The sequence below is a fragment of the Collimonas arenae genome (assembly GCF_001584165.1).
Taxonomy (GTDB): Bacteria; Pseudomonadota; Gammaproteobacteria; order Burkholderiales; family Burkholderiaceae_D; genus Collimonas; species Collimonas arenae.
On sequence record NZ_CP013233.1, the window covers coordinates 2,194,737 to 2,221,078 of the forward strand.

Annotated in this window: 25 protein-coding genes and 4 pseudogenes; 19 read left to right on the plus strand and 10 right to left on the minus strand. The window is 58.2% G+C overall.

Annotated elements, in window-relative coordinates; genetic code table 11:
- Positions 1–30: 30 nt before the first annotated feature.
- Positions 31–993, plus strand: a complete 963-nt coding sequence (locus CAter10_RS10230; RefSeq protein ID WP_061533325.1) for a LysR family transcriptional regulator — start codon at positions 31–33, stop codon at positions 991–993.
- Here the strand turns inward: CAter10_RS10230 and CAter10_RS22775 are convergent.
- The gene (locus CAter10_RS22775) at positions 981–1,148 is read right to left on the minus strand and encodes a hypothetical protein (protein WP_156477090.1); all 168 of its coding nucleotides are present in this window, start codon (positions 1,146–1,148) and stop codon (positions 981–983) included. The genes CAter10_RS10230 and CAter10_RS22775 overlap by 13 nt on opposite strands.
- 1 nt (position 1,149) lies before the next feature.
- Here CAter10_RS22775 and CAter10_RS22365 point away from each other — a divergent pair, with 1 nt between their 5' ends.
- The 5 genes and pseudogenes from CAter10_RS22365 (at position 1,150) to CAter10_RS24260 (ending at position 3,474) form a co-directional block, all read left to right on the plus strand.
- Positions 1,150–1,539 (plus strand): DUF4286 family protein, encoded by a 390-nt coding sequence (locus CAter10_RS22365; RefSeq protein ID WP_128083029.1) that lies wholly within the window; start codon positions 1,150–1,152, stop codon positions 1,537–1,539.
- Positions 1,533–1,772, plus strand: coding sequence for a hypothetical protein (locus CAter10_RS22370; RefSeq protein WP_128083030.1), 240 nt, complete (start codon positions 1,533–1,535; stop codon positions 1,770–1,772). The genes CAter10_RS22365 and CAter10_RS22370 overlap by 7 nt, the downstream gene beginning before the upstream one ends.
- Before the next feature lie 261 nt (positions 1,773–2,033).
- Positions 2,034–2,900 (plus strand): annotated as a pseudogene (locus CAter10_RS10240) (MFS transporter); the annotation flags it as partial.
- A gap of 47 nt (positions 2,901–2,947) precedes the next feature.
- Positions 2,948–3,268, plus strand: coding sequence for an MFS transporter (locus CAter10_RS24520; RefSeq protein ID WP_417924716.1), 321 nt, complete (start codon positions 2,948–2,950; stop codon positions 3,266–3,268).
- A 122-nt stretch (positions 3,269–3,390) separates the two neighbouring features.
- A complete protein-coding gene (locus CAter10_RS24260; protein ID WP_335339753.1) occupies positions 3,391–3,474 on the plus strand; it encodes a hypothetical protein in 84 nt (27 codons plus the stop codon).
- A gap of 120 nt (positions 3,475–3,594) precedes the next feature.
- Here CAter10_RS24260 and ampC read toward each other — a convergent pair whose 3' ends face one another.
- Both ampC and CAter10_RS10250 read right to left on the minus strand, forming a co-directional pair.
- The gene (gene ampC / locus CAter10_RS10245; protein WP_061533326.1) at positions 3,595–4,752 is read right to left on the minus strand and encodes a class C beta-lactamase; all 1,158 of its coding nucleotides are present in this window, start codon (positions 4,750–4,752) and stop codon (positions 3,595–3,597) included.
- A 72-nt stretch (positions 4,753–4,824) separates the two neighbouring features.
- Entirely contained in the window at positions 4,825–5,250 is a 426-nt protein-coding gene (locus tag CAter10_RS10250) for a lipocalin-like domain-containing protein (RefSeq protein ID WP_061533327.1), read from the minus strand.
- A gap of 272 nt (positions 5,251–5,522) precedes the next feature.
- Here CAter10_RS10250 and CAter10_RS10255 point away from each other — a divergent pair, with 272 nt between their 5' ends.
- From CAter10_RS10255 to CAter10_RS10290, 8 genes and pseudogenes are all read left to right on the plus strand, one after another.
- Entirely contained in the window at positions 5,523–6,548 is a 1,026-nt protein-coding gene (locus tag CAter10_RS10255) for an NADP-dependent oxidoreductase (protein WP_061533328.1), read from the plus strand.
- Between the two features lie 121 nt (positions 6,549–6,669).
- Positions 6,670–6,963, plus strand: a complete 294-nt coding sequence (locus CAter10_RS10260; protein WP_061533329.1) for a putative quinol monooxygenase — start codon at positions 6,670–6,672, stop codon at positions 6,961–6,963.
- Positions 6,964–7,183: 220 nt separating this feature from the next.
- Complete coding sequence (locus tag CAter10_RS10265; RefSeq protein WP_061533330.1) at positions 7,184–8,734, plus strand: DUF1800 domain-containing protein; 1,551 nt, start codon at positions 7,184–7,186, stop codon at positions 8,732–8,734.
- A 30-nt stretch (positions 8,735–8,764) separates the two neighbouring features.
- Positions 8,765–10,003: a DUF1501 domain-containing protein gene (locus CAter10_RS10270; RefSeq protein WP_061533331.1), complete on the plus strand. Its 1,239-nt coding sequence runs from the start codon at positions 8,765–8,767 to the stop codon at positions 10,001–10,003.
- Positions 10,004–10,400: 397 nt separating this feature from the next.
- A pseudogene (locus tag CAter10_RS10275) lies at positions 10,401–11,179 on the plus strand (basic amino acid ABC transporter substrate-binding protein).
- A 39-nt stretch (positions 11,180–11,218) separates the two neighbouring features.
- Positions 11,219–11,971 (plus strand): amino acid ABC transporter permease, encoded by a 753-nt coding sequence (locus CAter10_RS10280; RefSeq protein WP_061533332.1) that lies wholly within the window; start codon positions 11,219–11,221, stop codon positions 11,969–11,971.
- Positions 11,958–12,680 carry an amino acid ABC transporter ATP-binding protein gene (locus CAter10_RS10285; RefSeq protein ID WP_061533333.1) on the plus strand — a complete coding sequence of 241 codons (723 nt, stop codon included), beginning with the start codon at positions 11,958–11,960 and terminating at the stop codon, positions 12,678–12,680. Before CAter10_RS10280 ends, CAter10_RS10285 begins: the two co-directional genes overlap by 14 nt.
- 209 nt (positions 12,681–12,889) lie before the next feature.
- Positions 12,890–13,180 carry a DUF6916 family protein gene (locus tag CAter10_RS10290; RefSeq protein WP_061533334.1) on the plus strand — a complete coding sequence of 97 codons (291 nt, stop codon included), beginning with the start codon at positions 12,890–12,892 and terminating at the stop codon, positions 13,178–13,180.
- Here the strand turns inward: CAter10_RS10290 and CAter10_RS10295 are convergent.
- The 5 genes and pseudogenes from CAter10_RS10295 to CAter10_RS24525 all read right to left on the minus strand — a co-directional run.
- Positions 13,173–13,772, minus strand: coding sequence for a GNAT family N-acetyltransferase (locus tag CAter10_RS10295; RefSeq protein ID WP_197467216.1), 600 nt, complete (start codon positions 13,770–13,772; stop codon positions 13,173–13,175). The two genes, CAter10_RS10290 and CAter10_RS10295, sit on opposite strands and share 8 nt — an antisense overlap.
- A complete protein-coding gene (locus CAter10_RS10300) occupies positions 13,765–14,298 on the minus strand; it encodes a phage tail protein (protein WP_061533335.1) in 534 nt (177 codons plus the stop codon). The genes CAter10_RS10295 and CAter10_RS10300 overlap by 8 nt, the downstream gene beginning before the upstream one ends.
- 75 nt (positions 14,299–14,373) lie before the next feature.
- Complete coding sequence (locus CAter10_RS10305) at positions 14,374–14,907, minus strand: phage tail protein (protein WP_061533336.1); 534 nt, start codon at positions 14,905–14,907, stop codon at positions 14,374–14,376.
- Between the two features lie 34 nt (positions 14,908–14,941).
- Positions 14,942–15,187: a phage tail protein gene (locus CAter10_RS23515; protein ID WP_236905566.1), complete on the minus strand. Its 246-nt coding sequence runs from the start codon at positions 15,185–15,187 to the stop codon at positions 14,942–14,944.
- A gap of 86 nt (positions 15,188–15,273) precedes the next feature.
- Positions 15,274–15,474: pseudogene (locus CAter10_RS24525) on the minus strand (phage tail protein); the annotation flags it as partial.
- A 622-nt stretch (positions 15,475–16,096) separates the two neighbouring features.
- Between CAter10_RS24525 and CAter10_RS10315 the strand changes: the two are divergent.
- Together CAter10_RS10315 and CAter10_RS10320 are read left to right on the plus strand one after the other, a co-directional pair.
- Positions 16,097–17,578 (plus strand): putative Ig domain-containing protein, encoded by a 1,482-nt coding sequence (locus tag CAter10_RS10315; RefSeq protein ID WP_164840431.1) that lies wholly within the window; start codon positions 16,097–16,099, stop codon positions 17,576–17,578.
- A 14-nt stretch (positions 17,579–17,592) separates the two neighbouring features.
- Positions 17,593–21,837 (plus strand): putative Ig domain-containing protein, encoded by a 4,245-nt coding sequence (locus CAter10_RS10320; RefSeq protein ID WP_236905541.1) that lies wholly within the window; start codon positions 17,593–17,595, stop codon positions 21,835–21,837.
- 42 nt (positions 21,838–21,879) lie between these two features.
- On the opposite strand, the gene CAter10_RS10325 is transcribed toward CAter10_RS10320, so the two are convergent.
- On the minus strand, positions 21,880–23,187 hold the full coding sequence (locus CAter10_RS10325; RefSeq protein WP_061533339.1) for an LLM class flavin-dependent oxidoreductase: 1,308 nt from the start codon (positions 23,185–23,187) through the stop codon (positions 21,880–21,882).
- Between the two features lie 17 nt (positions 23,188–23,204).
- Positions 23,205–24,167 (minus strand): aliphatic sulfonate ABC transporter substrate-binding protein, encoded by a 963-nt coding sequence (locus CAter10_RS10330; protein ID WP_061533340.1) that lies wholly within the window; start codon positions 24,165–24,167, stop codon positions 23,205–23,207.
- A gap of 344 nt (positions 24,168–24,511) precedes the next feature.
- Here CAter10_RS10330 and CAter10_RS10335 point away from each other — a divergent pair, with 344 nt between their 5' ends.
- The 3 genes and pseudogenes from CAter10_RS10335 to CAter10_RS10340 all read left to right on the plus strand — a co-directional run bounded on the left by CAter10_RS10335 (position 24,512) and on the right by CAter10_RS10340 (position 26,165).
- On the plus strand, positions 24,512–25,078 hold the full coding sequence (locus CAter10_RS10335) for a DUF4865 family protein (RefSeq protein WP_061533341.1): 567 nt from the start codon (positions 24,512–24,514) through the stop codon (positions 25,076–25,078).
- Positions 25,075–25,245 carry a hypothetical protein gene (locus CAter10_RS22780; protein ID WP_164840432.1) on the plus strand — a complete coding sequence of 57 codons (171 nt, stop codon included), beginning with the start codon at positions 25,075–25,077 and terminating at the stop codon, positions 25,243–25,245. The genes CAter10_RS10335 and CAter10_RS22780 overlap by 4 nt, the downstream gene beginning before the upstream one ends.
- A gap of 72 nt (positions 25,246–25,317) precedes the next feature.
- Positions 25,318–26,165: pseudogene (locus CAter10_RS10340) on the plus strand (LysR family transcriptional regulator).
- Positions 26,166–26,342: the final 177 nt, after the last annotated feature.

The window sequence follows — 26,342 nt, forward strand, 5'->3', positions numbered from 1 at the left end:
TTACGCTGCGTCAGGTGCGAAGGAGGCATTGTGAACACGCGATTTCTGGAAGCGTTTGTATGGGTGGCGCGGCTCGGCAGTTTCCGTGCTGCGGCGGAGAAACTGAATATCACCCAGGCCGCGATTTCCAATCGGATCGCTTCGCTCGAACAGGATTTCGATACACGCCTGTTTGAGCGCGATGCCCGCGAGATTCGCCTGACCTTCGATGGCCGTCGCTTGCTCGGTTACGCCGAACGGATGCTGGAACTGAGCCGGGAAATGTCCGCCATCGGTCGCACCGGTTCCAGCATCGCCGGCATTGTGCGTATCGGCGTGATCGAAACCATCGTCCACACCTGGCTGATCGATTTCCTGCGCCGCGTGCAGGAGATGTATCCCGGCATTGAACTGCAACTGACGTCGGAATCGACACGGCGCTTGCACGAGCAGTTGCGGCAAGGCGAACTGGATCTGGCGCTGCAGACCGATCCGGTGATCGGCGACGGCATTCGCAATACCGCGAGCGGATCGATTGCGATGGGCTGGGTCGGGCGCGCTGCCGACTGGCCCGCAGGCATGGCGCCGGTGAGCCTGGCGCAATTGGCGGAACGGCCGATCGTGACCATGAATCGCGGTTCGCAACCGCATTCCGCATTGATGGAATTGTGCGAAGCCGAAGGGGTGCCGGCGCCACGCATCCATTGCGTCAGTTCCATTTCCGCCATCGTGCGGCTGGTGCAATCGGGTTTCGGCATTGCCGTGCTGCCGTTGGCGCCGGCACGTGATCAGATCAGCAGCGGCACGCTGAACATTATTCCCTGTACCACTAATCTGACGCCGCAACGGCTGGTGGTCAGTTATTGCGCCGACCTGACCACGGAAGCGATCCAGCTGGTTGCCAAGCTGGCATGTGAAGAGGCCGCGCGCTTCACGCTCAACCTGGAACCGCAGTACGGCTTTGATCCTCACCAAGTCAACGACGCCACAAGTAAAACTTATCAGTCACCATAAAAATAACCCGTTTGCCAGGCATGGACCGAAAAACTATTCTCAAGTCTTCCGGCCCAACTTGAAAAAGCGAAAACGATGAGTACGCAAGCAATAGCAACAGCAACAAAACCAGCAGCACCAGCAACAACACCGGAGGCAAAAGAATTACCAGGCATCTTGTTCGTATGGACCAATGTCGATCCAGCGCATGACGACGACTTCAACCGCTGGTACGACCGTGAGCATGTCGAAGAACGGGTGAACCTGCCGGGCTTCGTTTCCGGCACCCGCTACCAAAGCATGAAGGGGCCACGCCAGTATCTGGGCTTGTACCGCACGACGTCGCTGGCGGCATTCAAGACACCTGAATATTTCAAGGCGTTCCAGCAGCAGACACCGTGGTCGGTGACCAATCTGGCGCGCATGCGCGACCCGATCCGCCGCGTCTGCAGCATCGACGCTGAAGTCGGTAGCGGCATGGGTGCCTGGCTGGCAGTTTTGCGGCTGGGTAACAACGAGATTGGCAGCGATCCAGCGGCAGTGGCCAAGCTGGCCAAAAATTGCTAACACTGGATGGCGTAGTGGCCTCGCGCCTGTTGACGCCAGATGTCGCACTGTCCACGCCATTGCCAGCGGAAAACGCCAACGGCCGTGTGCTCGATCCGATCCTGCTGATTGAGGCATCGTCGGAACCGGCGGCGGCCAATGCGGTGCGGTTGGCGGCGGAACAGATCGGCGGCGAACTGGATGGTCATGCCATTTTGCAACTGAGCTGGCAATTACGCGATCGAGCGGCATGAAAGACCGCGCATCGACCCTCACCGGTTTTTAGTTAGGGGAAGTACAAGAGGCCAGACAAAGGTCAAACGCATCGCAGTGGCAGTTTTGAAAGACATGCCGTTGCGGTTGGGGATAGCAGGTTCCTGGAGGGAAGTGAGATGAGTCATCAACATTCAATTGCATTACAAGCTGAAGAGGCGGCATTGTCAGCGCCCGCGCAGCAGGCTGCGCATGGCGCACCTGCCAAGAAAAGCATGACCAGCAGGCTGGCTGCCGCCAGCATGATCGGTACCACGCTGGAATGGTACGACTTTACGGTTTATAACACGCTTGCCGCGCTGATCTTCAACCATCTTTTCTTCCCGTCATTCGACCCTTTGTCGGGCACCATCCTGGCGTTCTCGACCTATGCGGTCGGCTACATTTCACGGCCAATCGGCGGCGCGCTATTCGGCCATCTCGGCGATAAGCTCGGACGCCGTTTCGTGCTGGTCGTGACCTTGGTACTAATGGGGATTACCACCGGCCTCATGGGCTTGCTGCCAACTTATGCTTCGGTCGGCATCCTCAGCCCGATCCTGCTGGTTGCGCTGCGTTTCGTACAGGGTGTGGCGCTGGGCGGCGAATGGGCCGGGGCGGTGCTGATTTCCGTTGAACATGGTGCGCAAGACAAGCGTGGCCGCAACGCCTCCTGGACCCAGGTCGGACCGTCTTTCGGCACCTTGCTGGCGACCGGTTTCATTGCGGCGATCACCGCGCTGGTGTCGCCGGACGATTTCCTCGCCTGGGGCTGGCGCATCCCATTCATTGCCAGTCTGTTGCTGGTCGCGTTCGGTCTGTGGATCCGCCGTGGTGTTGAGGAAACCCCGCTGTTCAAGGAGCTGGATGAGAAGCACGCCACCGCCAAGACGCCGATCGGCGACGTCATGCGTCATCATTGGCGACGCCTGCTGATCGCCGGTGGCGCGCGGATCGGTTCGGACGTGCTGTATGCACTGGTGGTGGTGTTCACCTTGACCTATGTGACGACAGTGCTGGACCTGTCGCGTACCCTGGCGCTGACTGCGATCATGATCGGCACCGCGTGCAATGCGCTGACGGTGCCGGTGTTTGGCGCCTTGTCGGACCGCATCGGCCGTCGGCCTGTGTATGCCATCGGCGTGGTGCTTGGGCGATCTGGGCTTTCGCCTTCTTCGTGCTGCTCGATAGTGCGCAACCGTTGCTGATCGTATTGGCGGTAATTGGCGGCCTGGTGATTCATGCAATCATGTACGGTCCGCAAGCGGCATTCGTGACTGAACAGTTCCCGACCCGGGTGCGTTACGCCGGTTCTTCACTCGCTTACACGCTGGCCGGCATTGTCGGCGGCGGTTTCGCGCCGCTAATCATTGCCAGCCTGTTCCGCTCCTTCCACAACACCACAGCCATCTCGTTGTATGTGTTGGCGGCGTTGGCGATCACCGGCGTGGCCCTGTTTGCAGCACGTGAAACCGGCAAGTCGCCGTTGGAAGAGTAATCGGTTGTCGTTCCGCTGAGGCGGAGCCACGCCTACATCCCGGCCGACCTGCGCTTCGGGCCAGACGGCAGCCGCGCGCCGATTTTGTACTGAATCGACCCGAATTCAAAGGCACGCGCATTCTGATCGGCGGCCCCAATTTTGGCTGCGGCTCCAGTCGCGAACATGCAGCGTGGGGGATTGCAGCATGGGCATCGAAGCGGTGATTGCGCCGAGTTTCTGCGAGATTTTTTTCAGTAACGCGTTGAATAATCGGCCGCTCGTGATCGTGCTGGAACTGGAGCAGATTGCTGCGCTGCTCTCCCGGGTAGGGTGTCCGATGTTTCCTAGCGAGAGAGCGCTTCGAAGATTTTGTGGGCAATCTCCACGCGCTCCTCGTTCGGATAATTCTTGTTGGCCAGCACGACGATGCCAAAGTGCTTGGAGGGGACAAATGCAACGTATGCGCCAAAGCCGTTGGTTGAGCCGGTTTTATTTACCCAGACATCAGGCCTTGGGGACGAAGGCGGAACTTGGGCGACGACTGGGGTGGGGTTGTAAATCAGCGCGGCTGAGTTGCCGTGTTGTAGAACTTGCAAATCGACGGGCAGCGCGTACTCCTCCCAAATCAGATCTTGCGTCATGTCGCCGACCTTGAAGTAACCTTTGCGGGTATTCTTCAACGCGGTCTGCAGCGTGCTGCCAAGTTGCAGCATGCCCATATTCGCCTTCAGAAACCGTGTGAGGTCTCGGGCGGTGGTTTTTACGCCGTATGCTTCATTCGAAAGCATGCCTGGATTCACTCGCACAGGCACTTTGTCCTTCGTATAACCAAACGCGTAGCTGCTCAGCTTCTCGGAAGGAACGCTGAGATAGGTGCTTTCCAAGCCAAGAGGCTGGAATATTTCGTGGCTCATGGCCGCACCGAAATCCTGATGCAGGCTTCTCGCCGCAATCAAGCCGAGGGTGCCGATGCTCGGGTTGGCATAGGTGCGTACCGCGCCAGTCTTATATGGGGGTTTCCAAGCCCGGAAGTAGCTCATGAGCTGCTCCTCGGTCTGAATCTCGTCCGGTACCTGCAACGGCAGTCCGCCAGTGGTGTGCGTCCCGAGGTGGTAGAGCTGCAGCCTGCCAAAGTCCGTATCTGCAAGCTCGGGCAGGTAGTTCGCCACCATGTCGGAAAGCTCCAGCTTTCCTGTAGCTTCTGCGTAGGTTGTCAAGGTGGCGGTGAAGGTTTTGCTGACAGAGCCAATCTCGAAAATCGTCGCATCGGTTACGCGGCGCTGACCTTCGACCGATGCCATCCCGTAATTAAAAACATAGGTTTGGCCCTGGAGAACCAGTCCGACGGCAATACCTGGGATTTGATTTTTCTCCATCACTGGCTGAATGGCTGCGGACGTCACCCGCAGAGCTTCAGCGCGAGAAATTTCTGCAGCGTGACATACCGAGGTGAGGCAAACCACCAACGAAGAAAAGGCCCAGCTCAATAATCGTTTTTTCAATTTTTCTTAACCTTTTTAACCATTTGGAACGAGGAAAAAAGTCCTCTCTTGTCGCAATTCAGCACGGGAAAATTACTCGCGTCTGAAACTGAGAATAGCTCTGCCTATTGGATTTCCTGATATTAATGGATTTGGCATCCAGGCTGTAAAGACGTTGAGCATGTCCCCATCAAGCTTGTAGAGTCGTTCCTGCTCGCTGCCGTTCCAGGCTTCATTCCAAGATGCGTCAACCTTTGTGATGAACCTATCCCCATCTATCCGATACCGTCCTGTATAGGCCATCACAGTACGGAAAAGCGCCACCAGTTTCTCATCTGTATTACCAGGCTCTCGCGCCTGTGCGGTAATGAGTACCATCATTCGCCCATCAGAGCCGAAAATAAGATACCCATTTGGATCGGTGCCCCATGGTTGAGTGCGCTCCGTTGAATCCTGACGCTCCATATGAAAAGAAACCAGCCGCCAGCACCCGTGGAGCTTAGTGTCGCGCTCGGACAAATTCCCTCCTGTAGTATTTCGCCTCAAATTAGCCACCTGTCGAATGCTGGGCAAGTTGCCATGCAAATTGCAATAACACCAGCAAATTCGCTGTATGTACCATGCCAATCTCATTGCCGTTTTTGTATTGCAATATTTAAACACAATTTGCATGTTGGACGGTTTTGCTAAGAACCTGATCTCGCGCCGGTGCCATGCTAAATGTGCGCCCCGGTAACGCGTTGTTCGCAATTTGGCTACACTGGCGGCCTGAATCTAAACGGGCTTCCAACATGCAAACCAAATATCAGAACCGCCAGTGGTTTTACGTCAAACGGCCAGAAGGCCGGGTCAGTGACGATCACTATGAATTGCGTGAAACCGAACTGGACGGCAATCTCGCCACCAACGAAGTGATCCTGCGTTCACGAATTATTAGTGTCGATCCGTACATCCGCATCCAGCAACATGAGCGCAACACCTACGATGTGCCGCATCCGCTCGGCATCGTTCAGCGCGCCGGCGTGGTGGGTGAGGTAGTGGCTTCGGCCAGTCCGCTGTTCCAGGTCGGCGATTGGGTTTCCGCGTATAGCGGCTGGCAACTGTTTGCGCGTTGCCACCACAGTGAGCTGACCAAGCTCGATCCGGAGGCGGCGCCGGTATCGACGGCGCTTGGCGTGCTGGGCATGCCGGGGCGGACTGCCTGGTTTGGCTTGACCGAAGCAGGGCGGCCGCGGCCCGGCGATACCTTGCTGGTGTCGGGTGCGGCGGGTGCGGTCGGTTCGCTGGTGGCGCAGTTCGGCAAGCGTGCCGGCTGCCGCGTAGTCGGCATTGCCGGCGGCGCGGAAAAATGTCGTTTCCTGACTGAGACACTGAAGCTCGATGCTGCAGTCGATTATCGTGCGCACACCACGCCCGAAGCCTTGAGCGCGGCGATCCAGGCGTCGACCGGCGGCGTCGACATCTATTTCGATAACGTCGGCGGGCCGATCACCGATGCAGTGATTCCGCTGATCAAGCGACGTGCCCGCATCATCATTTGCGGCGCCATCAGCCAATATGACGGCGGCCTCGATACGCCGGACCTGGGGCCGCGTTTCCTGCAGCACATGCTGTTCCAGCGCGCCACCATCCAAGGCATCCTGGCGCGCGATTTCACCAATCGGATGGACGAAATGCTGGCGGTCGTGACGCCGTGGGTGAAGAACGGAGAGATCGTTTACCAGGAGACTTACGTCGATGGTTTCGAGCAATTGCCAGAAGCATTGAATAGCCTGTTTGAAGGAAAGAATCTGGGTAAATTGTTGGTGCGCGTATAGCCTGGCCCGCCGGGTTATCGTCGCTGACGTTGCATTGTGCAGCCGGGCAGCTAAACTGAACACTCCGCCTGGCCGATATGGTGAGTGTCCGGCGTTTGCGCATCCCTAAAGGAGGTCGATCATGATCAAGGTAGGATTGTTCGTTCGGCTACAGGCCAAGCCGGGCAAGGAGAATGATGTCGAAACCTTTCTGCGTGACGGCTTGCCGGTGGTGCTGCAGGAACCGGCGACCATCACGTGGTATGCGCTCAAGCTGGGGCCGTCAGTTTATGGTATTTTCGACACCTTTCCGGACGATGCAGGGCGGCAGACGCATTTGACGGGGCGGGTGGCGGCAGCACTGATGGCCAGGGCCAACGAATTGTTTACGGAGCCGCCGACAATTCAATCGCTCGATATTCTGGCATCCAAATAAGATCGGTGAAGACCACAGCCCGGCGCGATGCCGGGCCGGCGTCTGCGCATTTGCGCGATCAAATCTTCGTCGCTTTCTCATACGTCTATGCCGACGCGGCGACAACGCGTCTTTACAGTTGGTTACATCCGATACATATTGTCGGTAGCAGGACCACGTTCAAAGTGGGTTAATCAAACCATTGCAAGATATTTCCAATAATTTCAAATGAAGGCCGTCTATGACATCGCCGATCCTGCGCCTGCCGATCCGTATTGCCGCACTTGTACTGTTTTCGGCGGGTTCTCTGGCCGCGGTTGCGGCGCCACTGTCTGTTGACCAGCAAGCGTTGCATGTCCTGGACCGGTTGGGATACGGTCCCAAGCCAGGGGACATCGAACGCGTCAAGCAGATGGGGGTCGACCGTTATATCGATAGCCAGCTGCAACCGGAAACCATTCCCCTGCCCGCGGCGCTGACTGCACGCCTCAATGCGCTTGAGATGAGCAATGAAAGCGCCGGCGAAGTGCTGGCGGAATTTCTGGCGGTGCGCAAGGCTGCCAACGATGGCGATGACGCGGCCAAACAAAAGCGGCGCGAAGTAATCGGCAGGATCACCGAACAGAATGCCGAAGCGCGCATCGCCCGCGCCATCGACAGCCCGCGCCAGCTGGAAGAAGTGATGGTCGACTTCTGGTTCAATCACTTCAATGTTTATGCGGGCAAGGGCTTGGACCGCGCCCTGATCGGCAGCTACGAGCGCGACGCTATCCGCCCTTATGTGCTGGGATCGTTCCGTGACCTGCTGGGCGCCACCGCCAAGCATCCTGCGATGCTGTTTTACCTGGACAACTGGCTGTCTACATCAGCCGATTACCAGCCGCCGCAATTCCGACGCAATGCAGCGCAGGGAGCGAAAGCGAAAGCCACCGGCCTGAATGAAAACTATGCGCGTGAGCTGATGGAATTGCACACCTTGGGCGTCGATGGTGGCTACACCCAGAAAGACGTTACAGAATTGGCGCGCATGCTGACTGGTTGGACTTTCGAGCCGCGTGACCTGGTGCGTAACAACCGTACTTTCCGTTTCGATGCGCAGCGCCACGACACTGGCGACAAGGAATGGCTTGGTCGCCATGTCGCATCCCAAGGTCAGCGTGAAGGCGAGTTTGCGCTGGACGTGTTGGCCATGAGTCCGGCCACTGCTCATCACCTCAGCTTCCAGCTGGCGCAGTATTTCGTGCAAGACAATCCGCCGTCGGAACTGGTGGAACGTTTGTCCAAACGTTATCTGGCAACCGGCGGCAATATCCGCGAAGTGCTGCGAACCTTGTTCCATAGCCAGGAATTCATGGCTGCTAGCAGTGTCGGCGCCAAGTTCAAAACGCCATACCAGTTCGTGATTTCCGCGGCCCGTGCAGCGCAGGTGCCGATCACCAACGTCCGTCCGCTGCTAGGCGCCTTGAATCAATTGGGTATGCCGTTATACGGTTGCCAGACGCCTGATGGCTACAAAAATACTGAGAGCGCCTGGCTCAATCCGGATGCGCTGACTCGGCGGATCACGTTTGCTACGGCGCTGGCGGCCGGGCGTTTGCCGCTCACCAAGCCAGCCGGTCCGCAGCAGGATAGTGCAGTGCCGGCGGCGGAGTCGCAACCGGTGGAAGTGACATCCCTGCTGGAGGCGATCGGTCCAGGCATTTCGGGCAAGACGCGCGCCACCATTGACATCAATCCGCAGGCTTTGCGTGCGGCGATGGTGCTGGGCAGTCCTGATTTCATGCAACACTAAGTCACGTCATATTGTTGAACGAGGAACGTCATGAACCGTAGAAACCTAATGAAGCTGATGGCGCTCGGCGGCTGCCTGGTGATTCCGGTGGGCCGCCAGGCCTGGGCTGCCGTCAGCGACGACAATACAGTGACCAAGCGCAAGCTGGTGGTGGTGATGCTGCGTGGCGCGGTCGATGGCCTCAACGTTGTCGCGCCCTATGGCGATGTCAATTATGCGCGGCTGCGGCCAACTATCGGTTTGGCGCGTCCCGGGCAGGACAATGGCGCGATCGATCTGGATGGCTACTTTGGCATGCATCCGGCGCTCGCTTCGCTGCAGCCGCTTTGGCAACAGAAGAAGCTGGCGTTCATCCACGCCTCTGGCTCACCGGACGCGACACGTTCGCATTTCGACGCCCAGGATTATCTGGAGTCAGGTACACCGGGCAAAAAATCGACTCAGGACGGCTGGCTCAATCGCCTGTTGACGGTATTGCCTGGCGCGTCTTCGCCAACTCGGGCCATCAGCATCGGCCCGATCATGCCGCGCTTCCTGGCCGGGGCTGCGCCCGCAACCAATTTGGCCGCAGGAGCCGCCGGCACCAAGGAATCGATTCTTGACCGGCCGAATATCGGCAGCGCGTTCGATCAGATGTACCAACACAGCGATAAATTCGCCAGTACCTATCAGGATGCCAGAGACGCCCACAAGGAAGTCATGACGGCAGCGATGAAAAATGAAATGCAGGTGGCCGATGGCGGCGCACCGTTGCCTAACGGCTTCCCGAACGATGCTGCGCGGCTGGCGACATTGATGCGTAATGACCCGAAAATCCAGATTGCTTTCGTTGCCCTCGGTGGCTGGAATACCCACGCCAACCAAGGCAATGGCAAGGGCCAACTGGCGAATCGTCTAGAGCCCTTGGGGCAGGGACTGGCGACCTTGGCGCAGCATCTGGGGCCCGTATTCGAGGACACTACCATCATCGTCATGTCGGAATTTGGCCGTACTGCACGCCAGAATGGCAATGCTGGCACCGATCACGGCCATGGTAACGTGATGTGGGTACTCGGTGGCGGCGTCGCCGGCGGGAAAGTGCTGGGCGATTGGCAGGGGCTGGCCGATAGCCAGTTGCATGAGGGGCGTGATCTGCCAGTCACCACTGATTTCCGTTCGGTGCTGGCGCAAATCTCGGAGCGCCATCTGCGTTTGACTGATGCTCAGCTTGCACAGGTGTTCCCGTCGATGCCAGTAATCAATCCGAAATTGAACTTCATGCTCGGCTAGCCGATAGCTGCCGCAGGGCAATACCAGCTGCGGCAAAGAAATTCCGCATGTAATTTATATGTCACGCCAAAGGTCCGTTCTGGAAGGGGTGGCACACTAACTGCTTAATATTCTCCCAGCATTTCGTTTCCATTTGGAAATGCATGTCGTCGCGTGTTCCTCGTTCATGTTGCATCAAGTCAAGTCCGCCGACACGGTAAATCGGATGAGTCTGAATTTGCGCCAGACTGGCAGCAAAATCGCATGAATTAAAGCGCCGTCGCCGGTTGACGGATTGACGGTGAGCCGCGATCATGTCGCACGCGGCGGGCTTTACCCGCGATGGCTTGCAGTTTACGGGGATGCGAGCTAGCGACGAACTATCAACTTAAACACATCATCACCAGGAGAATCATCCATGTCGCTAAAGAAATTTGCGGTGCTCGCCAGCATTCTGGCATTTGCGTTGCCGGTCGTCTCTGCCCATGCTGCAGACGCGCAAACCTATGTGGTTGGTGCCGGCGGCACTTATCGTCCATTCGAATTCGAGAACGCAAAGAAAGAACTGGTCGGCTTCGATATCGACATCATCAAGGCAATCAGCAATGCGTCCGGCTTCAAGATCAAGCTGGTCAGCACGCCTTGGGAAGGTATCTTCGCCACAGTTAACCAGGGCGATCGCGACATCCTGATTTCCGGCATCACGATTACCGACAAGCGTAGCCAGATGGTGGATTTTTCGCTGCCGTACTTCCCGGCTGACCAGGTCATCATCGTTGGCGACGGTCCGAAAGTGACCGGCCTGGCTGATCTGAAGAAATTGCAGGTTGGGGTCGTCAATTCCAGCACCGGCGATATTTCGGTGTCGGATGAAATCGGCAAGAACAATACCGCCATCCATCGCTTTGACAATACGCCGCTGATGCTGGAAGAGTTGTATCGCGGTGGTGTTGATGCCGCTGTTGGCGATGTTGGCGTGATCAAGTTCTATATCAAGAGCCATCCCGAGAAAAATTCAAGGTGATCGGCGACGCCAAGTTCAAGCGCCAGTATTTCGGTATCGCCGTGCAAAAAGGCAACAAGGTCATGCTCGACAAGATCAATGCCGGCTTGAAGAAGATTGTTGCTGACGGCACTTATGCCAAGATCTACAAGGAATGGTTTGACGACAGCGTGCCGACACTGCCGCTGCAGTAATCCGCGTAAGGCCTGATTCACTTTACACGGAATACATTTATGTTTGCTTCTTTCCAATGGCAGATCATTGGCGAATACCTGCCATTGTTCATCGAAGGTACGCTGATGACGCTGAAGGTGGCGGTCATCTGCGTGGTTACTGGTACTTTCCTGGGGCTGTTGCTGGGCGTTGGCCGCGTGGCCGAAGCACGGCACGGCGCCATGAAATATTTCCTGCGTTACGCGGTGCAATGGCCGGTGCGTTTCTATGTCAGCTTCTTCCGCGGTACGCCGCTGTTCGTGCAAATCCTGTTGATTCACTTTGCGTTGATGCCGTTGCTGATCAATCCCAACGGTGGCCTGCTGCTTAGTGGCGACATCGCGCGGGAAGTCCGCTCACAATACGGCGCATTCCTGTCGGCGGTGCTGGCGATTACACTGAACTCCGGCGCCTATGTGTCGGAGATATTCCGTGCCGGCATCCAATCGATTGACCGCGGTCAAAGCGAAGCCTCGCGTTCGCTCGGTATGACCTATCTGCAGACGTTGCGCAAGGTGGTGTTGCCGCAGGCGTTCCGGCGCATGCTGCCGCCGCTGGGCAACAACGCGATTGCGATTGTCAAGGATTCATCGCTGGCGTCGGCGATCGGCCTGGCCGAACTGGCTTATGCCGCACGCACGGTGTCGGGCGCCTATGCGCGCTACTGGGAGCCGTATTTGACAATTTCGCTGATTTACTGGGGCATCACATTGCTGTTGTCGGTTTTTGTTCAGCATTTAGAGAAAAGGTATGGCAAGGGTGATACACGTTAAACAACTGCAGAAAAACTTCGGCCGCGCGCATATCCTGCGCGGTATCGATTGCGATATCGAGGAAAGCGAAGTGGTGTGCGTGATCGGTCCGTCAGGCTCGGGGAAAAGCACTTTCCTGCGCTGTCTGAACGGCCTGGAAGAAGCCTCCGGCGGTGAGATTCTGGTCGACGGCATCAAGGTCAACGATCCGCACATCGATCTCAACGCGATGCGTGCCGGCGTCGGCATGGTGTTCCAGCGCTTCAACCTGTTCCCGCACATGTCGGTGCTCGATAACCTGATCATGGCGCCGATGCAGGTCAAGAAGATGTCCAAGGCACAGGCGGTGCTGGTGGCGGAAAAGCTGCTGCAGAAGGTCGGCCTGCTGGACAAGATCGACGCCTTTCCCAACCAGTTGTCAGGCGGCCAGCAACAACGCGTGGCGATTGCGCGCGCGCTGGCCATGGAGCCCAAGGTCATGCTGTTCGACGAGCCGACTTCGGCGCTCGATCCTGAATTGGTCGGCGAAGTGCTGGCGGTGATGAAGGCGCTGGCCGAAGAAGGCATGACGATGGTGGTGGTGACGCACGAGATGGCTTTCGCGCGCGAAGTTGCCGATCGGGTGTTCTTCATCGACCAGGGCGTCATCATGGAACAGGGACCACCGGAACAGGTGCTGGGTTCGCCGCACAACGAGCGTACCCGCGATTTCTTGTGCAAGGTGTTGTAGGCGTGTTGGCGCAATTTTTATTGCTGGCTGGCCCTATAGGGCAACGTTGCTGATCGGAAAATCCATTAAAATGAGGAGCGGTTCATCATGTCTCGCTTCTGCATTTGGCGGAGTGCGCAGATGAGTCGATGAGGCTGTATAGGTCTTTGCCAATACAGCCTCAAATCCAGTCTGTGGACCTCGATTAACGCTGTCAATTCAATGGCTTTATGGATATCCTCACGCAGGAACATTTCGCAGCACGTCTGAACGACACATTTGTTGCCCCTGACGAGGGCAATGCCGCGTTCACGCTGATTGAAGTCCGGCCGCTGGCGGCGCCGACCTTGCAGGGGATGCTGCGCTCCCCATTCAGTTTGTTGTTCCGGAATTGTTCACCGATCCTGTTGACGCAGAAGATCTATAGGATGCAGCACGATGCCATCGGTGAAGTCGGGATTTTCCTGGTGCCGGTTGCGCGCGATAACCAGGGTTTTCTTTATCAGGCAGTGTTCAACTAGCCTGCTTTGACTGGATTTCTTGTTTGTTTTGCGTACCGGTTGACGCCGGCCAGCGCATGCCGGTGTGGAAGCCTTCCGTGTCGGTTGCGATGAAGCCGAGGCGGTCATACAGTTTTCGCGCAGCATCATTGCGCTGCTCTACGTGTAAATTCAATCCTGCCCCTGCATTCTCCGCTAGCGTCTGTGCGTGGCGGATCAGCGCTGTGCCGATGCCGCTGTTGCGCCACCCTGGCGCCAGGCTGATATCGATGATGAGGAATTCCGGCATCTGCCGCGACAGATAAAGGCGCCCGATCGGCTCGCCATTACATTCAATGAGCAAAAAATCGGCATTTGGATAATGCGTCAGGTAATGCCGGTGCTGCAGCGCGAACTGGCTGTCGATGAAGGCATGTTTTTGTGCGTCCGGCCAGGGTAACGGCGCCAGTTCTGCGGCGCGCAATTGGCGGTAGAGGGAAGTCAGGAAGCTGATATCCCCGGCCGCACAAGGGCGCAGCCGGATGCCGCGCTGTTGCAGGGCAGTCGGAGACTCCAGGGCTGCGCCAGCCGGAAATGCCGGCAGCGCACCGTGCCCTGGACCTGGATCAGTCAAACGCGGGGAATGCACCTTGTAGCGCGATGCAGAAGTTCAGAGGCAGCAGCGGCTGGCGGTTTTCGTGCGGTTGGCTACCGCCTGTTGCGCCGACGACAGTCGGTGCGAAGGTTGCATTGGCGGTGGCATTCTGCACAAATGGCGTAGTGCTTGCCGGCCCGGTCAGCCCATAACCGTTGGCAGGTGTGTTGCTCTGCAACGTTGTATTGGGCTGGTGGTACAGATTGGCGGCGTGGCTATGACCCGGGATTTCTGACTGAAGCAGACTAACCTGTTCCGTGCCAAAAGTGTCGCCGATGGTACGTTGCGTCAGGCCGGGTCCTTGTCCCTGGCTGCAAGCCGCGCGGCCGGTAAAATTCGGCAACTGGAATGTGGTCCGGCCGTCGCCGCCATAGTAGGTGCCAATCAGCGAAAACAGCGCGCTATTTTGACTGATCGATAATGTGGCGCCATTGCATTGCGCCCAGCCGACAGGCGCAAAATTGAAACCGAAAATTTGAATCTCACCCAGGAATGGTGTGGTCACGATACTCTCTCCTCGTCTTATCTGATGGCTGCGCCGGCGATGTGTAATGCAGCAACGTGGCAGGCGCTCTTGCTGTTATGACTGCGACGGAAAAACCCCTGCCCAGGCAATGCAAAATGACGCTGTCAACGTCGGCATCGTGTTGTCGTGCGGCTGGCTTCCGCCGGTACTGCTGGTCGACGCCGGCGACATGACATAGGGAGTGAGTCCGGCAATGCTGCTGGTGTACATCTTGTCGCTGGCGGCGGCAGCGCCCAGTTGCACCGTTGCCGCTGGCGCGCTGGCAGTTGCCTCCAGGCTGGTGGCGCTATACGGATGGGTATGGGCGGGTATTGTGCTGGTCGTCAATGTGACGTTTTCGCTGCCGCCTTGTTGCCCGAGAACGCGCGTCGACAGGCCTGTTCCGGTACCTTGATGCAGCGGCACCTGGCCGCGCATGTCCGGCACGCCGAAGGTGTTGACGCCGTCACCGCCATAAGTTGTTCCCAGTAATACGTACAGCGTTTCATAGTCGGCGATCGATTTCACGCTGCCGTCGCATGCAAACCATCCGGTGGGCACGCGTTGAAAGGCGAGCAGGCGGATTTCACCTACATAGGGTGTAGTCATGGCTTTATTCCGTTAAAGGTTGCGAGGGAAACGACTAACTGCGCGATGGGAAAACGCCGCTGAGGGCAATACTGAAATTCAAGACCCGGAACGGCTGCATGTTTTCATGCGGGCCATTGCCGCCGACCGCAGCCAGGGTTTGCGGCGCTAGGACTGCCTGCGTGCCATTGGTTTGCGCATAGATGGCTTCAGTTCCGCTGCCGCCGTAGAGCGTATTGGTGGGATTCTTGACGGCGCCTGCTGTGGTGGTGCCATTGGGCACATGCGTGTGACTTGGCAACTGCGCTTGCAGCAGCGTGACGGTTTCGACGCCGATAGGCTGTCCTTGGAGATAGGTTGAAGGTTGCCAGGATGGATCGGCCGAGGGCCGGTATGTATTGGGGTACGACCTTGCAGATTGGGGAGGGCAAAAGTGGTCCGGCCGTCGCCGCCATACATGGTGCCGAGAAGGGAAAACAACGCCGGATTCTGATTGATCGGAAGCAACTGCCCGTTACAGAGCGCAAAGCCGCGCGGGGCAAAACCGAAGCCGGATAACATAATCTGTCCAACGTAACATTCAGCCATCGTTTTCTCTCCCAAGATTGATGTGGTAATGCACTGATGGTGGCACAGCGAAAGCTAACCGTGTTGATTGTATATTTAAAGCAACAGTTAGCAATAAACAACAATTCTTATTGTTAATTTTGTTTACATTCGAGTTAGCATACGTTGCCAAAAGGTAAGCGTCAATAGCCGTCACGGCAAGCAAAAAGAGCGAAAAGACTCTTTGTCGAGCATTGAGTAAAGCGATGGATAACCATCGCAAAACAGCGCACGAATACGAAAAAAACATCAGGGGGAAATCATGTTGCTGCGTCCGCACGCTTGTGCCGGTAGTTGCGAGTGGTCATCATTCGCAACCGGTTCTGTATCCGATCAACGGAGAACAATCGTAGGACGAGGCGCATTTGTCCGGCACCGGAACTGGTTCCCGCGCGCGCTGGCCAGTTTGTTGTATGCGCTGCTTCTTGGCCTGTGCAACCTGGTGCATGCGAGCCCGAGCACGGAATGTCCGACCCCCGTGGCTATCACGGTTCCCTCGGGCGGTGTTTACAGTGCCGATCTGTCAAGCGCCCCAGGAGCGTGTTCGCCATTTGGGCTTTCCGGTATAACGCTTGCGCCATCGCATGGGAGCTTGTGGAATCCGGTGACCACCAACGTCGTGCATTACACGAATAATGGCGACGGGGCATTGTCCGACACTTTTATCGTGCAGGACGATTCGGGCAACGATATCACCTATAACGTCACGATCCAGGCGTCGACTTCGCCGATCACCGTATTGCCGTCGATTTTGACCAATCCTGCGGTTGGCGTCAGCTACAGTCAAACCCTCACTGCTTCAGGTGGTGTAGTGCCTTATACGTACTCGATTAGCTCCGGAAGCTTGCCTGCCGGCCTGACTTTATCTTCAACGGGCGTGATTTCCGGGACCTCAACTTACACCGGCCCGGCATCCGTGACGATCGGCGTGCATGACTCTACAACACCAACAGCGCTGACCACAACCAAGTCTTATTCCTTCACCGTGCCGCCGCCGGTACTGGTGATATCACCCACGACGCAGCCTGCGGGAACGGTGAGTATTCCGTACAGTCAGCAATTGAACGGTTCGGGTGGCACGTCTCCCTACAGTTATACCTTGCAGACAGTCACCGGCAAAGGCTTGCCGCCGGGATTGAACCTGGCGTCGACCGGCGTGATTTCAGGTACGCCGACCACCGCCGGCACCTATACCGCCTCAATCGTCATCGTCGATAGCACTACCGGCAGCGGGCCGTATCCGGTACCGTTCGATGTCAGCATTACGATCAACGCCACACCCGTCGTCGTCGTGAGCCCATCCACGCTGAGTGCCGGCACTGTTGGCGCCTTGTATAACGCACCTTCGCTGACCTTGTCCGCCAGTGGTGGCACTGGGCCTTACACTTTTGCTCTCACCGCGGGCGCGCTGCCGGCGGGAATGACCTTGACGAGTGCTGGTGTCCTGTCGGGCACGCCGACTGCCGGCGGCAGCTTCAATTTCACGGTGCGGGCTACCGATCAAAATGCCGTTCCCGGTTCGCGGGCCTATACGCTGTCAATCAATGCACCGGCGATGACCATCACCCCGCCGATACTGCCGGCGTCTACGGTAGGTGTTGCCTATACCAGCCAGAGCGTGAGCGCCAATGGCGGTACTGCGCCATATACGTACGCTATTACGTCCGGCTCATTGCCGACGGGAATGACGCTGTCGTCGTCGGGAGCGCTTTCAGGTACGCCAACTTCAGGTGGCTCCTTCAATTTCACCGTCACTGCAACCGACAGCTCTACAGGCAGCGGCCCGTATACCAGCGCGCGAGCGTACACGCTGACGGCCAATGCACCGACCATTGCATTGTCGCCGCCTACTTTGCCGACAATGACAGTCGGTACCGCCGTCAGTCAAATCATCACAGCCACAGGTGGAATCTCCTCTTATACCTACAGCGTTAGCTCTGGCACCTTACCGCCCGGATTGACGTTGTCATCAAGCGGCGCGCTGAGCGGAACGCCCACCGTAGCGGGCCATACAATTTCACCGTCACTGCTACCGACAGTTCAACCGGCAGCGGTCCGTATATCGGCTCGCGCGCCTATTCGGTAACCGTCAATGCCGGTCTGCCTGTAGCGGGCGCCGTCAGTGCCACCGTTGCCTATGGCAGCTCTGCCAATCCGATCACATTGAACTTGAGCGGAGGTGCGCCAACGTCGGTGGCAGTGGCGTCGGCCGCCGCACACGGCACAGCTACTGCGAGCGGCACCAGCATCACATATACGCCACTGGCCGGATATATTGGCGGCGATACCTTCACCTATACATCCACCAATGGCGCCGGCACCTCCAGCCCTGCCACAGTGACGGTGACGGTATCGCCACCGACGCTGATGATTACGCCATCCGCCTCCTGGTCAGCAACCGACGGCGTCAGTTACAGCCAGACCCTGACTTGGGCTGGCGGCGCCGCACCTTATTCCAGCTATAGCGCCAGCGGCTTACCTGCTGGATTAACTGTAACCGGAACTAGCGCCAGCAGCCTGACCATTTCTGGCACGCCGACTGCCGCCGGCAGTTTCTCGGTGGCAGTGTCGGCAACCGACAGCAGCAGCGGCAGCGGACCGGTCACGAAATCGCAAACCTTTACGCTGACCGTCGCCGCGCCAACCCTCAGCATCGCACCAGCCGGGTCGACCTTGACGCCGCTCTACGGCGCTGCGTTTTCACAGACGTTTTCAAGCAGCGGCGGTGTCGCCCCATACACCTACGTGTTGAGCGGCGGCCTGCCCAGCGGGCTGAGCTGGAATGCCGCAACTGGGACGTTATCAGGAACGCCGACGCAAAGCGGCAGTTTCCCGATTAACGTAACGGCGACCGATCACTCGACCGGTACTGGCCCGTTCTCAGCCACAGGCAGCTATACGCTGCAGATCAGTGCGCCGGTTATCTCATTTACGCCTGCCAGTACGCCAGGCGGCACGGTGGCGCAATCGTATTCCGCCACGCTGAGCGCAAGCGGCGGTGTCGGACCATACAGCTACGCCGTCACCGCAGGAGCGTTGCCGACCGGGGTCTCGCTCAATGCCAGCAGCGGTGCGCTATCCGGCACACCAACTGCCGCCGGCAGTTTCAATTTCACTGTACGCGCCACGGATGCCAATAATTTCAACGGCAGCCAGGCCTACACCATCACCGTTGGCGGGCCGAGTTTGACATTGAATCCATCGACATTGTCGGCAGCGAGCGCCGCAACTCCGTACAGCGTCACTTTAACCGCCGGCAACGGCACGGGGCCGTACAGCTATGCGGTGGTGGCCGGCAGCCTGCCATCGGGCATCAGCCTGAATACAGCCAGCGGCGTACTGTCCGGCACTACCGTGCAGGCAGGAAGTTTTTCGATCACTGTGCGAGCAACCGACAGCAGTACCGGGGCCGGCGCGCCGTTCAGCGTGCAAAGGAGCTACGCGCTGGTTGTTTCGGCGCCGACCATTAGTTTATCCCCAAGCACAGTCAGCAACGGTACTGTCGCGGTCGCCTATACGGCAACCATCAATGCAGTGGGTGGCGTCAGCCCTTATACATACAGCATCACCAGCGGTGCGCTACCGGCTGGTATCACGCTGAATGCTTCGACCGGCGCGCTGGCCGGCACGCCGACCGCGGCCGGTACTTTCAATTTCACCATGAAGGCGCAGGATGGCAACAGCTTCAGCGGCAGCCAGGCGTACAGCTTGATAATTGCCTCCGCAAGCGTGACCTTGAATCCTGCAACCTTGGCTAACCCGACTGCGGAAGCGCCATATAGCGCCACATTGACGGCTGGCGGCGGTACTGCGCCATATAGCTTTTCAATCAATGGCGGTGCCTTGCCGAGCGGATTGACGCTGAATACAAGCACAGGCGTGCTGTCCGGCACTACCAACCAAAGTGGCACGTTCACTTTCAGTGTCCGGGCTAGCGACAGCAGCACCGGTACCGGCGCGCCGTTCAGTGTCACCAATAACTACACACTGAACGTAGGCGCTCCTAGCATCACGCTGAATGCCGCCGTGGCTGCAGCGCCCAAGGTCAACGTTGTCTACAGCCAGCAGTTCAATGCTGCCGGTGGCGTCGCGCCCTATGCGTATGCGGTGGCCAGCGGCAGCCTGCCGGCCGGACTCACATTGAACGGCACCACCGGTTTGTTGAGTGGCACGCCGACGACAGCTGGCAGTTTTCCATTCACGGTCAGTGCTATCGACGCGCATAATTTCAGCGGACAGCAAGCCATGACCTTGAACGTCGGTCAGGCGCAACCGGTGGCGGTCAACGACACGGCCGTCACCACTGCCAACCAGACGGTGACGGTGAATGTCAGCGCCAACGACAGCGGCCCGATTACCAGCATTGCGATCGCCACCGCGCCAAGCCACGGCAGCGCGACCGTCAATGGATTGAATGTGATCTACACACCAGCCAGCAATTACTTCGGCAGCGACAGTCTGACTTATATCGCAACCGGGCCGGGAGGCAGTTCAGCGCCTGCCACGGTGACGCTGAACGTAACGCCGCTGGCAGTGCCGGTGGCGGTGGCGCAGAGCGCAACCATCCTGGCTGGTCAACCGGTTACGCTGCACGCCGCCAACGGCGCCAGCGGAGGCCCATTCACCAGCGTCACCATCGTGACGCCGCCAAGCGCCGGCACTGCAGCGGTGAGCGGGACCGATATCGTCTATACATCGGTGGTTGGCAGCAGCGGCGACATCAAGTTCACTTACACCTTGGCCAATGCGTTCGGCGCATCGGCTCCGGTGACGGCGACCGTCAGTGTCAATCCGATGCCGACGGCGGGTGTCCATAGCGCCACGGTTAGCGCCGGTGCGGCAGTCAGCGTTGACTTGATGGCCGGCGCCAGCGGTGGCCCATTCACGGGCGCCGCAGTGGTTTCGATAACGCCGACGACGGCAGGCACAGCAACGATTAGGGATGTCGGCACGGCGGGCAAGCCGTCCTACCAGATGACCTTCACCGCCGCCGGCACCTTTGCCGGCCCAGCCGTGATCAGCTATACCCTGAGCAATGCCTTCGCGACATCGGCGCCGGGTAGCGTCAATGTTTCCGTGACACCGCGCCGCGACATGTCGACCGATCCTGAAGTCATCGGTCTGCTGGCTGCCCAGGCGGACAGCGCCCGGCGCTTTGCCAGCGCCCAGACCGCCAATTTCACGCGGCGCCTGGAAAGCTTGCATGGCGATGGGTGGGGCCGCTCCAGTTTCGGCGTCAGCCTGACGCCGCCGACTCAGGATGGCAAACCGGCAGACGATGTGGCGCGCTGGCAAAACGACGATGCGGATCGCCTGTTAGGCGGGCCGTTGCAACCGAACATGCGCAAGGTTGGCTGGCCGCAGCAGGCTGGCGGGCAGGGCGGCAATGGTCTCGGCGGCGGCTGGGGTAACGGTTATGGCGGCAACAAGACGCTGGCCGCAAACGATACTCAAAAAACCATCAGCGACCTGCCTGACATGCCTGTGCATCAGGATGGACAGAAGCAGCCGTTGTCATTGTGGATGGGCGGCGCGGTCGATTTTGGTCAGCACTATGTCAATGGCCGCCAGGACGGATTCCGCTTCACCACCAACGGCGTCAGCATCGGTGGCGACTATCGCATCAATGACCTTGCCAGCGTCGGTATCGGCGGCGGTTTCAGCCGCGACAGCAGCGATGTCGGCAATAACGGCACCAAGAGCACTGCAGAAAGTGTAGTGGGCGCGGTGTATGGCAGCTTGCGGCCGGCCAAGAACGTATTTATCGACGGCGTGCTGGGTTACGGGACATTGAATTTCGATGCCACCCGCTACATCACTGACGGTGGCGGTTTTGCTACCGGGCTGCGGCATGGCGACCAGATCTTCGGCGCTATTGTTACGGGCGTTGAATATCGTAATGATGGCTGGATGTGGTCGCCATACGGTCGCCTTGAGTTGATGTCAGCTACGCTCGATCAGTACACGGAAACAGCGGCCGGTTTGAATGCATTGACCTACTTCAAGCAAACCGTGCGCACCAGCAGCGCCACGCTGGGTGTTAGGGCCGAAGGGCAGTATGTGACCCGCATCGGTACCTGGATTCCACGCGCCAGGCTGGAGTTCAGTCACCAGTTCCAAGGGGCGGACGATGCCACGCTGGCGTATGCCGACCTGGCAGCGGCGGGGCCGGCCTACGTGATTCACACCAGCAGCCAGGACACCGGCAACTGGGCCGCAGGCCTTGGCGCCAGGCTGCTGCTGTCGAACGGCATGACGTTTACCGTCGACTACAACAGCAACATTAACCTTGGTAATGGCCGCAGTCAGTCGATCATGTTTAGCGTAGCGGTGCCGCTGAACTGAGGAAATGTGGCAGGGAGAGATGCAGGGTTGGCGTTAAGCGGCTCAATCCTGCAGATAGCTACGTAAGGTGTCGCCCCGGTAGTCAAGCCGGAACTGGCCGCGTCGCTGCAGTTCCGGCACCACCTGCTCAACAAAGTCGTCGAAGCCGCTTGGCAGGTGCACCGGTGTGATGACGAAGCCGTCAGCGCCTTGCTTGCTGACGATATGTCCCATCCAATCGGCAATGTCGGCGGCGGTGCCTGCTACTTGCGGCACCAGCACGCCGCTGGCGTAGAGGCGGCCGACGTCCGCCAGCGTCAATTGGCGTTCGGCGGATAACTCGCGGATCAGGCTGAACAGGCCTTGCATGCCGGCCACTTCGAGGTCGGCAATCGGCGCATCCAGCGCATACCCGGAAAAATCGACATTCATGTGGCTCGACAAGGTCGATAGTCCGACTATTGGATCGACCAGTGCATTGTGCCGCGCCTGTTTTTCTTCGGCTTCGGCGCGGGTACGACCGATGAACGGCATCAGCGCCGTGAGCACTTTGATATCGCCCGGCTTGCGCCCGAACTTGACGGCGCGGCCCTTCAAATCGTTGTAGAAACGCTGCATGCGCGCCAGATCCGGCTGGATGCCAAACACCACTTCGGCCCAGCGTGCGGCAAAATCCTGGCCGCGATGGGACGATCCCGCCTGGATGATCACCGGCCCGACTTGCGGCGTCGCCGGAATGTTCAGTGGGCCGCGGACATTGAAATAGCGGCCACGATGGCTGATTGCCGTCACCCGATCGGCATTGGCATAGCGACCGCTGCTCGCTTCCAGCAACAACGCATCCGGCGCCCAGCTTCCCCACAGCTGGTGCACTACATCGAGGAATTCGTCGGCACGGTCATAGCGAGCATCGTGTCCAAGGGTTTCACGCAAACCGAAATTGTCGGCTTCGCCTTGGTTGACCGATGTCACCACGTTCCAGGCGGCGCGTCCGGACGACAGGTGATCGAGCGTGGCGAATTCGCGCGCCAGGCTGAACGGTTGGGAGTAAGTAGTGGAGCGGGTCGCGCCGAGCCCGATTTTTGATGTCATTGCCGCTAGCGCGCCTAGCACCGGCAAGGGATCGAGCCGGGTTGCATCCTGGTCGCCATAGCCGACGCCATAACGATGGTCGCCGCCAAAGCGAGTCGATACCGCCAGCCGGTCGGCGAAGAACAACAAGTCAAACTTGCCGCGCTCCAGGGTTTGCGCGATGTGGGCGTAATAGTCGAGCTTCAGAAAACCACCCGGATTACTCTCCGGGTGGCGCCACAGCACCTGGCTGTGGGAGGCATTGCCGGCGATCAGGAAGGCGGCGAGATGCATTGACATGGCGCGTCCCGATCTTTTTACAGCAGGACTTCGGCGTAAACCTTGTCCTTGACCTGCACCTGGGTCTTGATCAGTCCCAGCTTATAGAAGGCTTCGACAATCTGCTGCTGTTCGGCGACGATGCTGGCATCGACCGGAACAGTGGTGTAGTTGCGGCGCTCGGTGGCTAGTCGCAACACCTTGGCGTCTACACTCAATTGCGGCGCCAGCAGTTCAGCGGTTTCCTGTGGATGGGATTGCGCCCAGGCGTTGGTTTTTTTGAGTTCCGCAAATAGCGTGCGAATGATCAGTTTATTGCGGTCGACGAAACCCGGGTTGGCCAGGTGGAAAGTGCGGTTGTTCGAGAGGCCGGTGCCGTCGCGCAGGATGCGCGGGCTGGTCGAAATCTGCTGGCCCGCCAGATAAGGGTCCCACAGGGTGGCGGCATCGACATTGCCGGACTGGAATGTGGCCCGCACATCGGCGGCGTTGGTGACATACACCGGCACGATATCGCCATAATTCAAACCGACCTCTTCCAGCGCCCGCACCAGCAGATACTGTACGTTCCATCCACGGCCGAGGGCAATCTTCTTACCATTCAAATCCTGCACCGTGCGAATCGGCGAGTCTTGTGCGACGAAAATCCCGATGCCTTTTGGGTAAGGTTGTTCGGCGGCCAGATAGACTGCGTTGACGCCAGCTGCGTTGGCGAAGGCAGAAGGGGTGTCGGCGGCATGGCCGAAGTCGATGGCGTCGCCATTCAAGGCCTCGGTCAGTTGAGGACCGGCGGCGAACTCGAACCATTTCGCCTTCCATCCTAATGGCTGCAAAGCCTTTTCCAGGTTGCCGCTGCCTTTCAGGATATTGAGCGTGTTGAATTTCTGGTAGCCGATGCGCAAGGTGCGTTCTTCAGCGGCAAAAGCGGGCAATGTACCTGCTGCGGCGGTCGCAGCCAGGCCCTGCAATAGCAGGCGGCGCTTGTTGGATATGATCGTCATTTGTCGCTATTCCCCGATTGATTTGTACGTGACGGTATGTACTGCATCACTAGGCATCCTAGTAGCGTGGCGCAGGGCGGGGAACGAATAGTTTTGATGATGCTAAATTGATTTTTGTATAAAGGACGCGTGAGCGTTTTATCGGGAGCATTCTGCCGTGCCGTGGTGCTACTTCAAGTAGTGCTGTCGCTGCGGTTGCATCATGTATTGCGGACTGGCGCATCGCAAGGACTTGGTATATCAATAATTCAAAAATCGCATCACAGCTATCTTGATTGATGGCTTTTTTTAATGGATGAGCGCGCGTAAGCTTGAATTGTTTACTTCAACCAAGGAGAAATGCCATGTTCGCAATACAGTATTCACACAGACTGCCTGCCAACTACAACATGCAGCAGATCAGAGATCGCGCCACCACACTTGGCCCAAAGTGGGATGCCATTGAGGGCATGATTTTCAAGGCATTCATTGCCCAGGAGCGTGGGGTCAACGGCGCGGCAGGCAATCTTTATGGTGCGGTCTATCTGTGGCAGGACGCCGACGCGACCGCGCGTTTCCTGATGGGTGAACGCTTTCAGGGTGTGATCGATTCATTTGGGCGCCCGCAGGTAGAAAATTGGTTGCCACTGGACGCTCGTATCGGACCAGCGCAGAAGGCGTTGTCGCTGTATCGGGAAGAAAGCCCGATCGACGCGGCGGCGGACCGCACCGCGTTGCTGGTTGCGGAGCAGGAACGCAATCGGCGGATTGCCGCGCAACCTGATTCGGTCGCTGTATGGACCGTGCTGGACGTCAACGCCTGGCGTTTGATCCGTTTCAGAATGTCGTCCCAGGCGCCTGACGTGGCCAAAGGTGCTGCGGTGTATGAAATACTGTATCTGGCCAAGCCTGGCCTGAGTCGTCTGTCATGACACCCGCCGGGAAGCGCTGCGGCAAAATCGGCTTGGCGGCAAGACAGCCGCTGGCCGGGGTTGTCATATTCGCCGCTCATCTCGCCGGATTCATTATCACTGCCGCCACAATCGTCTGCCTTGCGGCGGTCATGGCCGCGCTGGTACGCGTGTTTTTTACGGACTGACGTAAACCGCACAATCATGAGAAAATCGTATGGATATGTAGCTCAATAAATCGTTTTCCGAATGGTAAGCCGATGAAAGCACTCGATCTCGAAGCAGTTCAGGCATTTGTGCTGGTAGCCGACTTCAAAAGTTTCACCCGCGCAGCCGAGGCGATGAATACAACGCAGTCGGCCGTCAGCCTAAAAATCAAGCGCCTCGAAGAAGGCATCGGACGCCGATTGCTGGAGCGCACACCGCGGCTGGTACGTCTATCCGCGGAAGCAACGCATTCCTCGGCGCGGCGCGGACTTTACTCAGCGCCCACCAAAGCGCGCTAGGTGCATTTGCCGTGCATCCGCGGCGACTGGTTGTGGGCATCAGCCATCACGTGGTGGGAGGTGAATTGCCGCTCCTGCTCAAACGCATGAAAAGCGCCGAACCGGAGTTGGTCATAGAAATGCGCGTCGCGAGTTCGCGTGAAACGATCGAAGCGTTCGATCAAGGCATGCTGGATGCCGCCATTGTGCTAGGGCAGGATAACCGGCGGCTGGACGGCGATATCATTCTTGAAGAGGGATTCGGCTGGATGGGAGTTCCCGATTTTGAATATTATCCGGGACAACCGCTGCGCCTTGCGACGCAGGCCGAACCGTGCAGCGTACGCGGCATGGCCGTTGCGGCCCTGGCCGGCGGTGGCATCGCATGGACCGAAGTCTTCGTCGGCGGCGGCATCGCTACCATAGGCGCCGCCATTTCCGCCGGACTCGCTGTCGCCGCGCTGGGACGCCGCGTTGCGCCAGCAGGAACGATAGATCTTGGCCCACAACTCGGCCTGCCACCATTGCCATCGCGCGACATCGTATTGCATTCAAACGTTTCCGATCCCCGCACCCGCAGTTCCTTGCGGCTCCTGGTCACGGCAATCCGCTCGACGCAATGAGCGTGCGTGTCGGGACTGTTGATGTTGGCATCGACACAATCAAATGCCAACTCAAGCCAGCCCCATGTGATTCAAATGGGTAACTATTTGCTTGACGACCAATAATCACGTGTTGTCTACTCATTGCGTCGCAAATTTCACAAGATGTTGATTTCATCGATAGCGTGAGCATGAAAG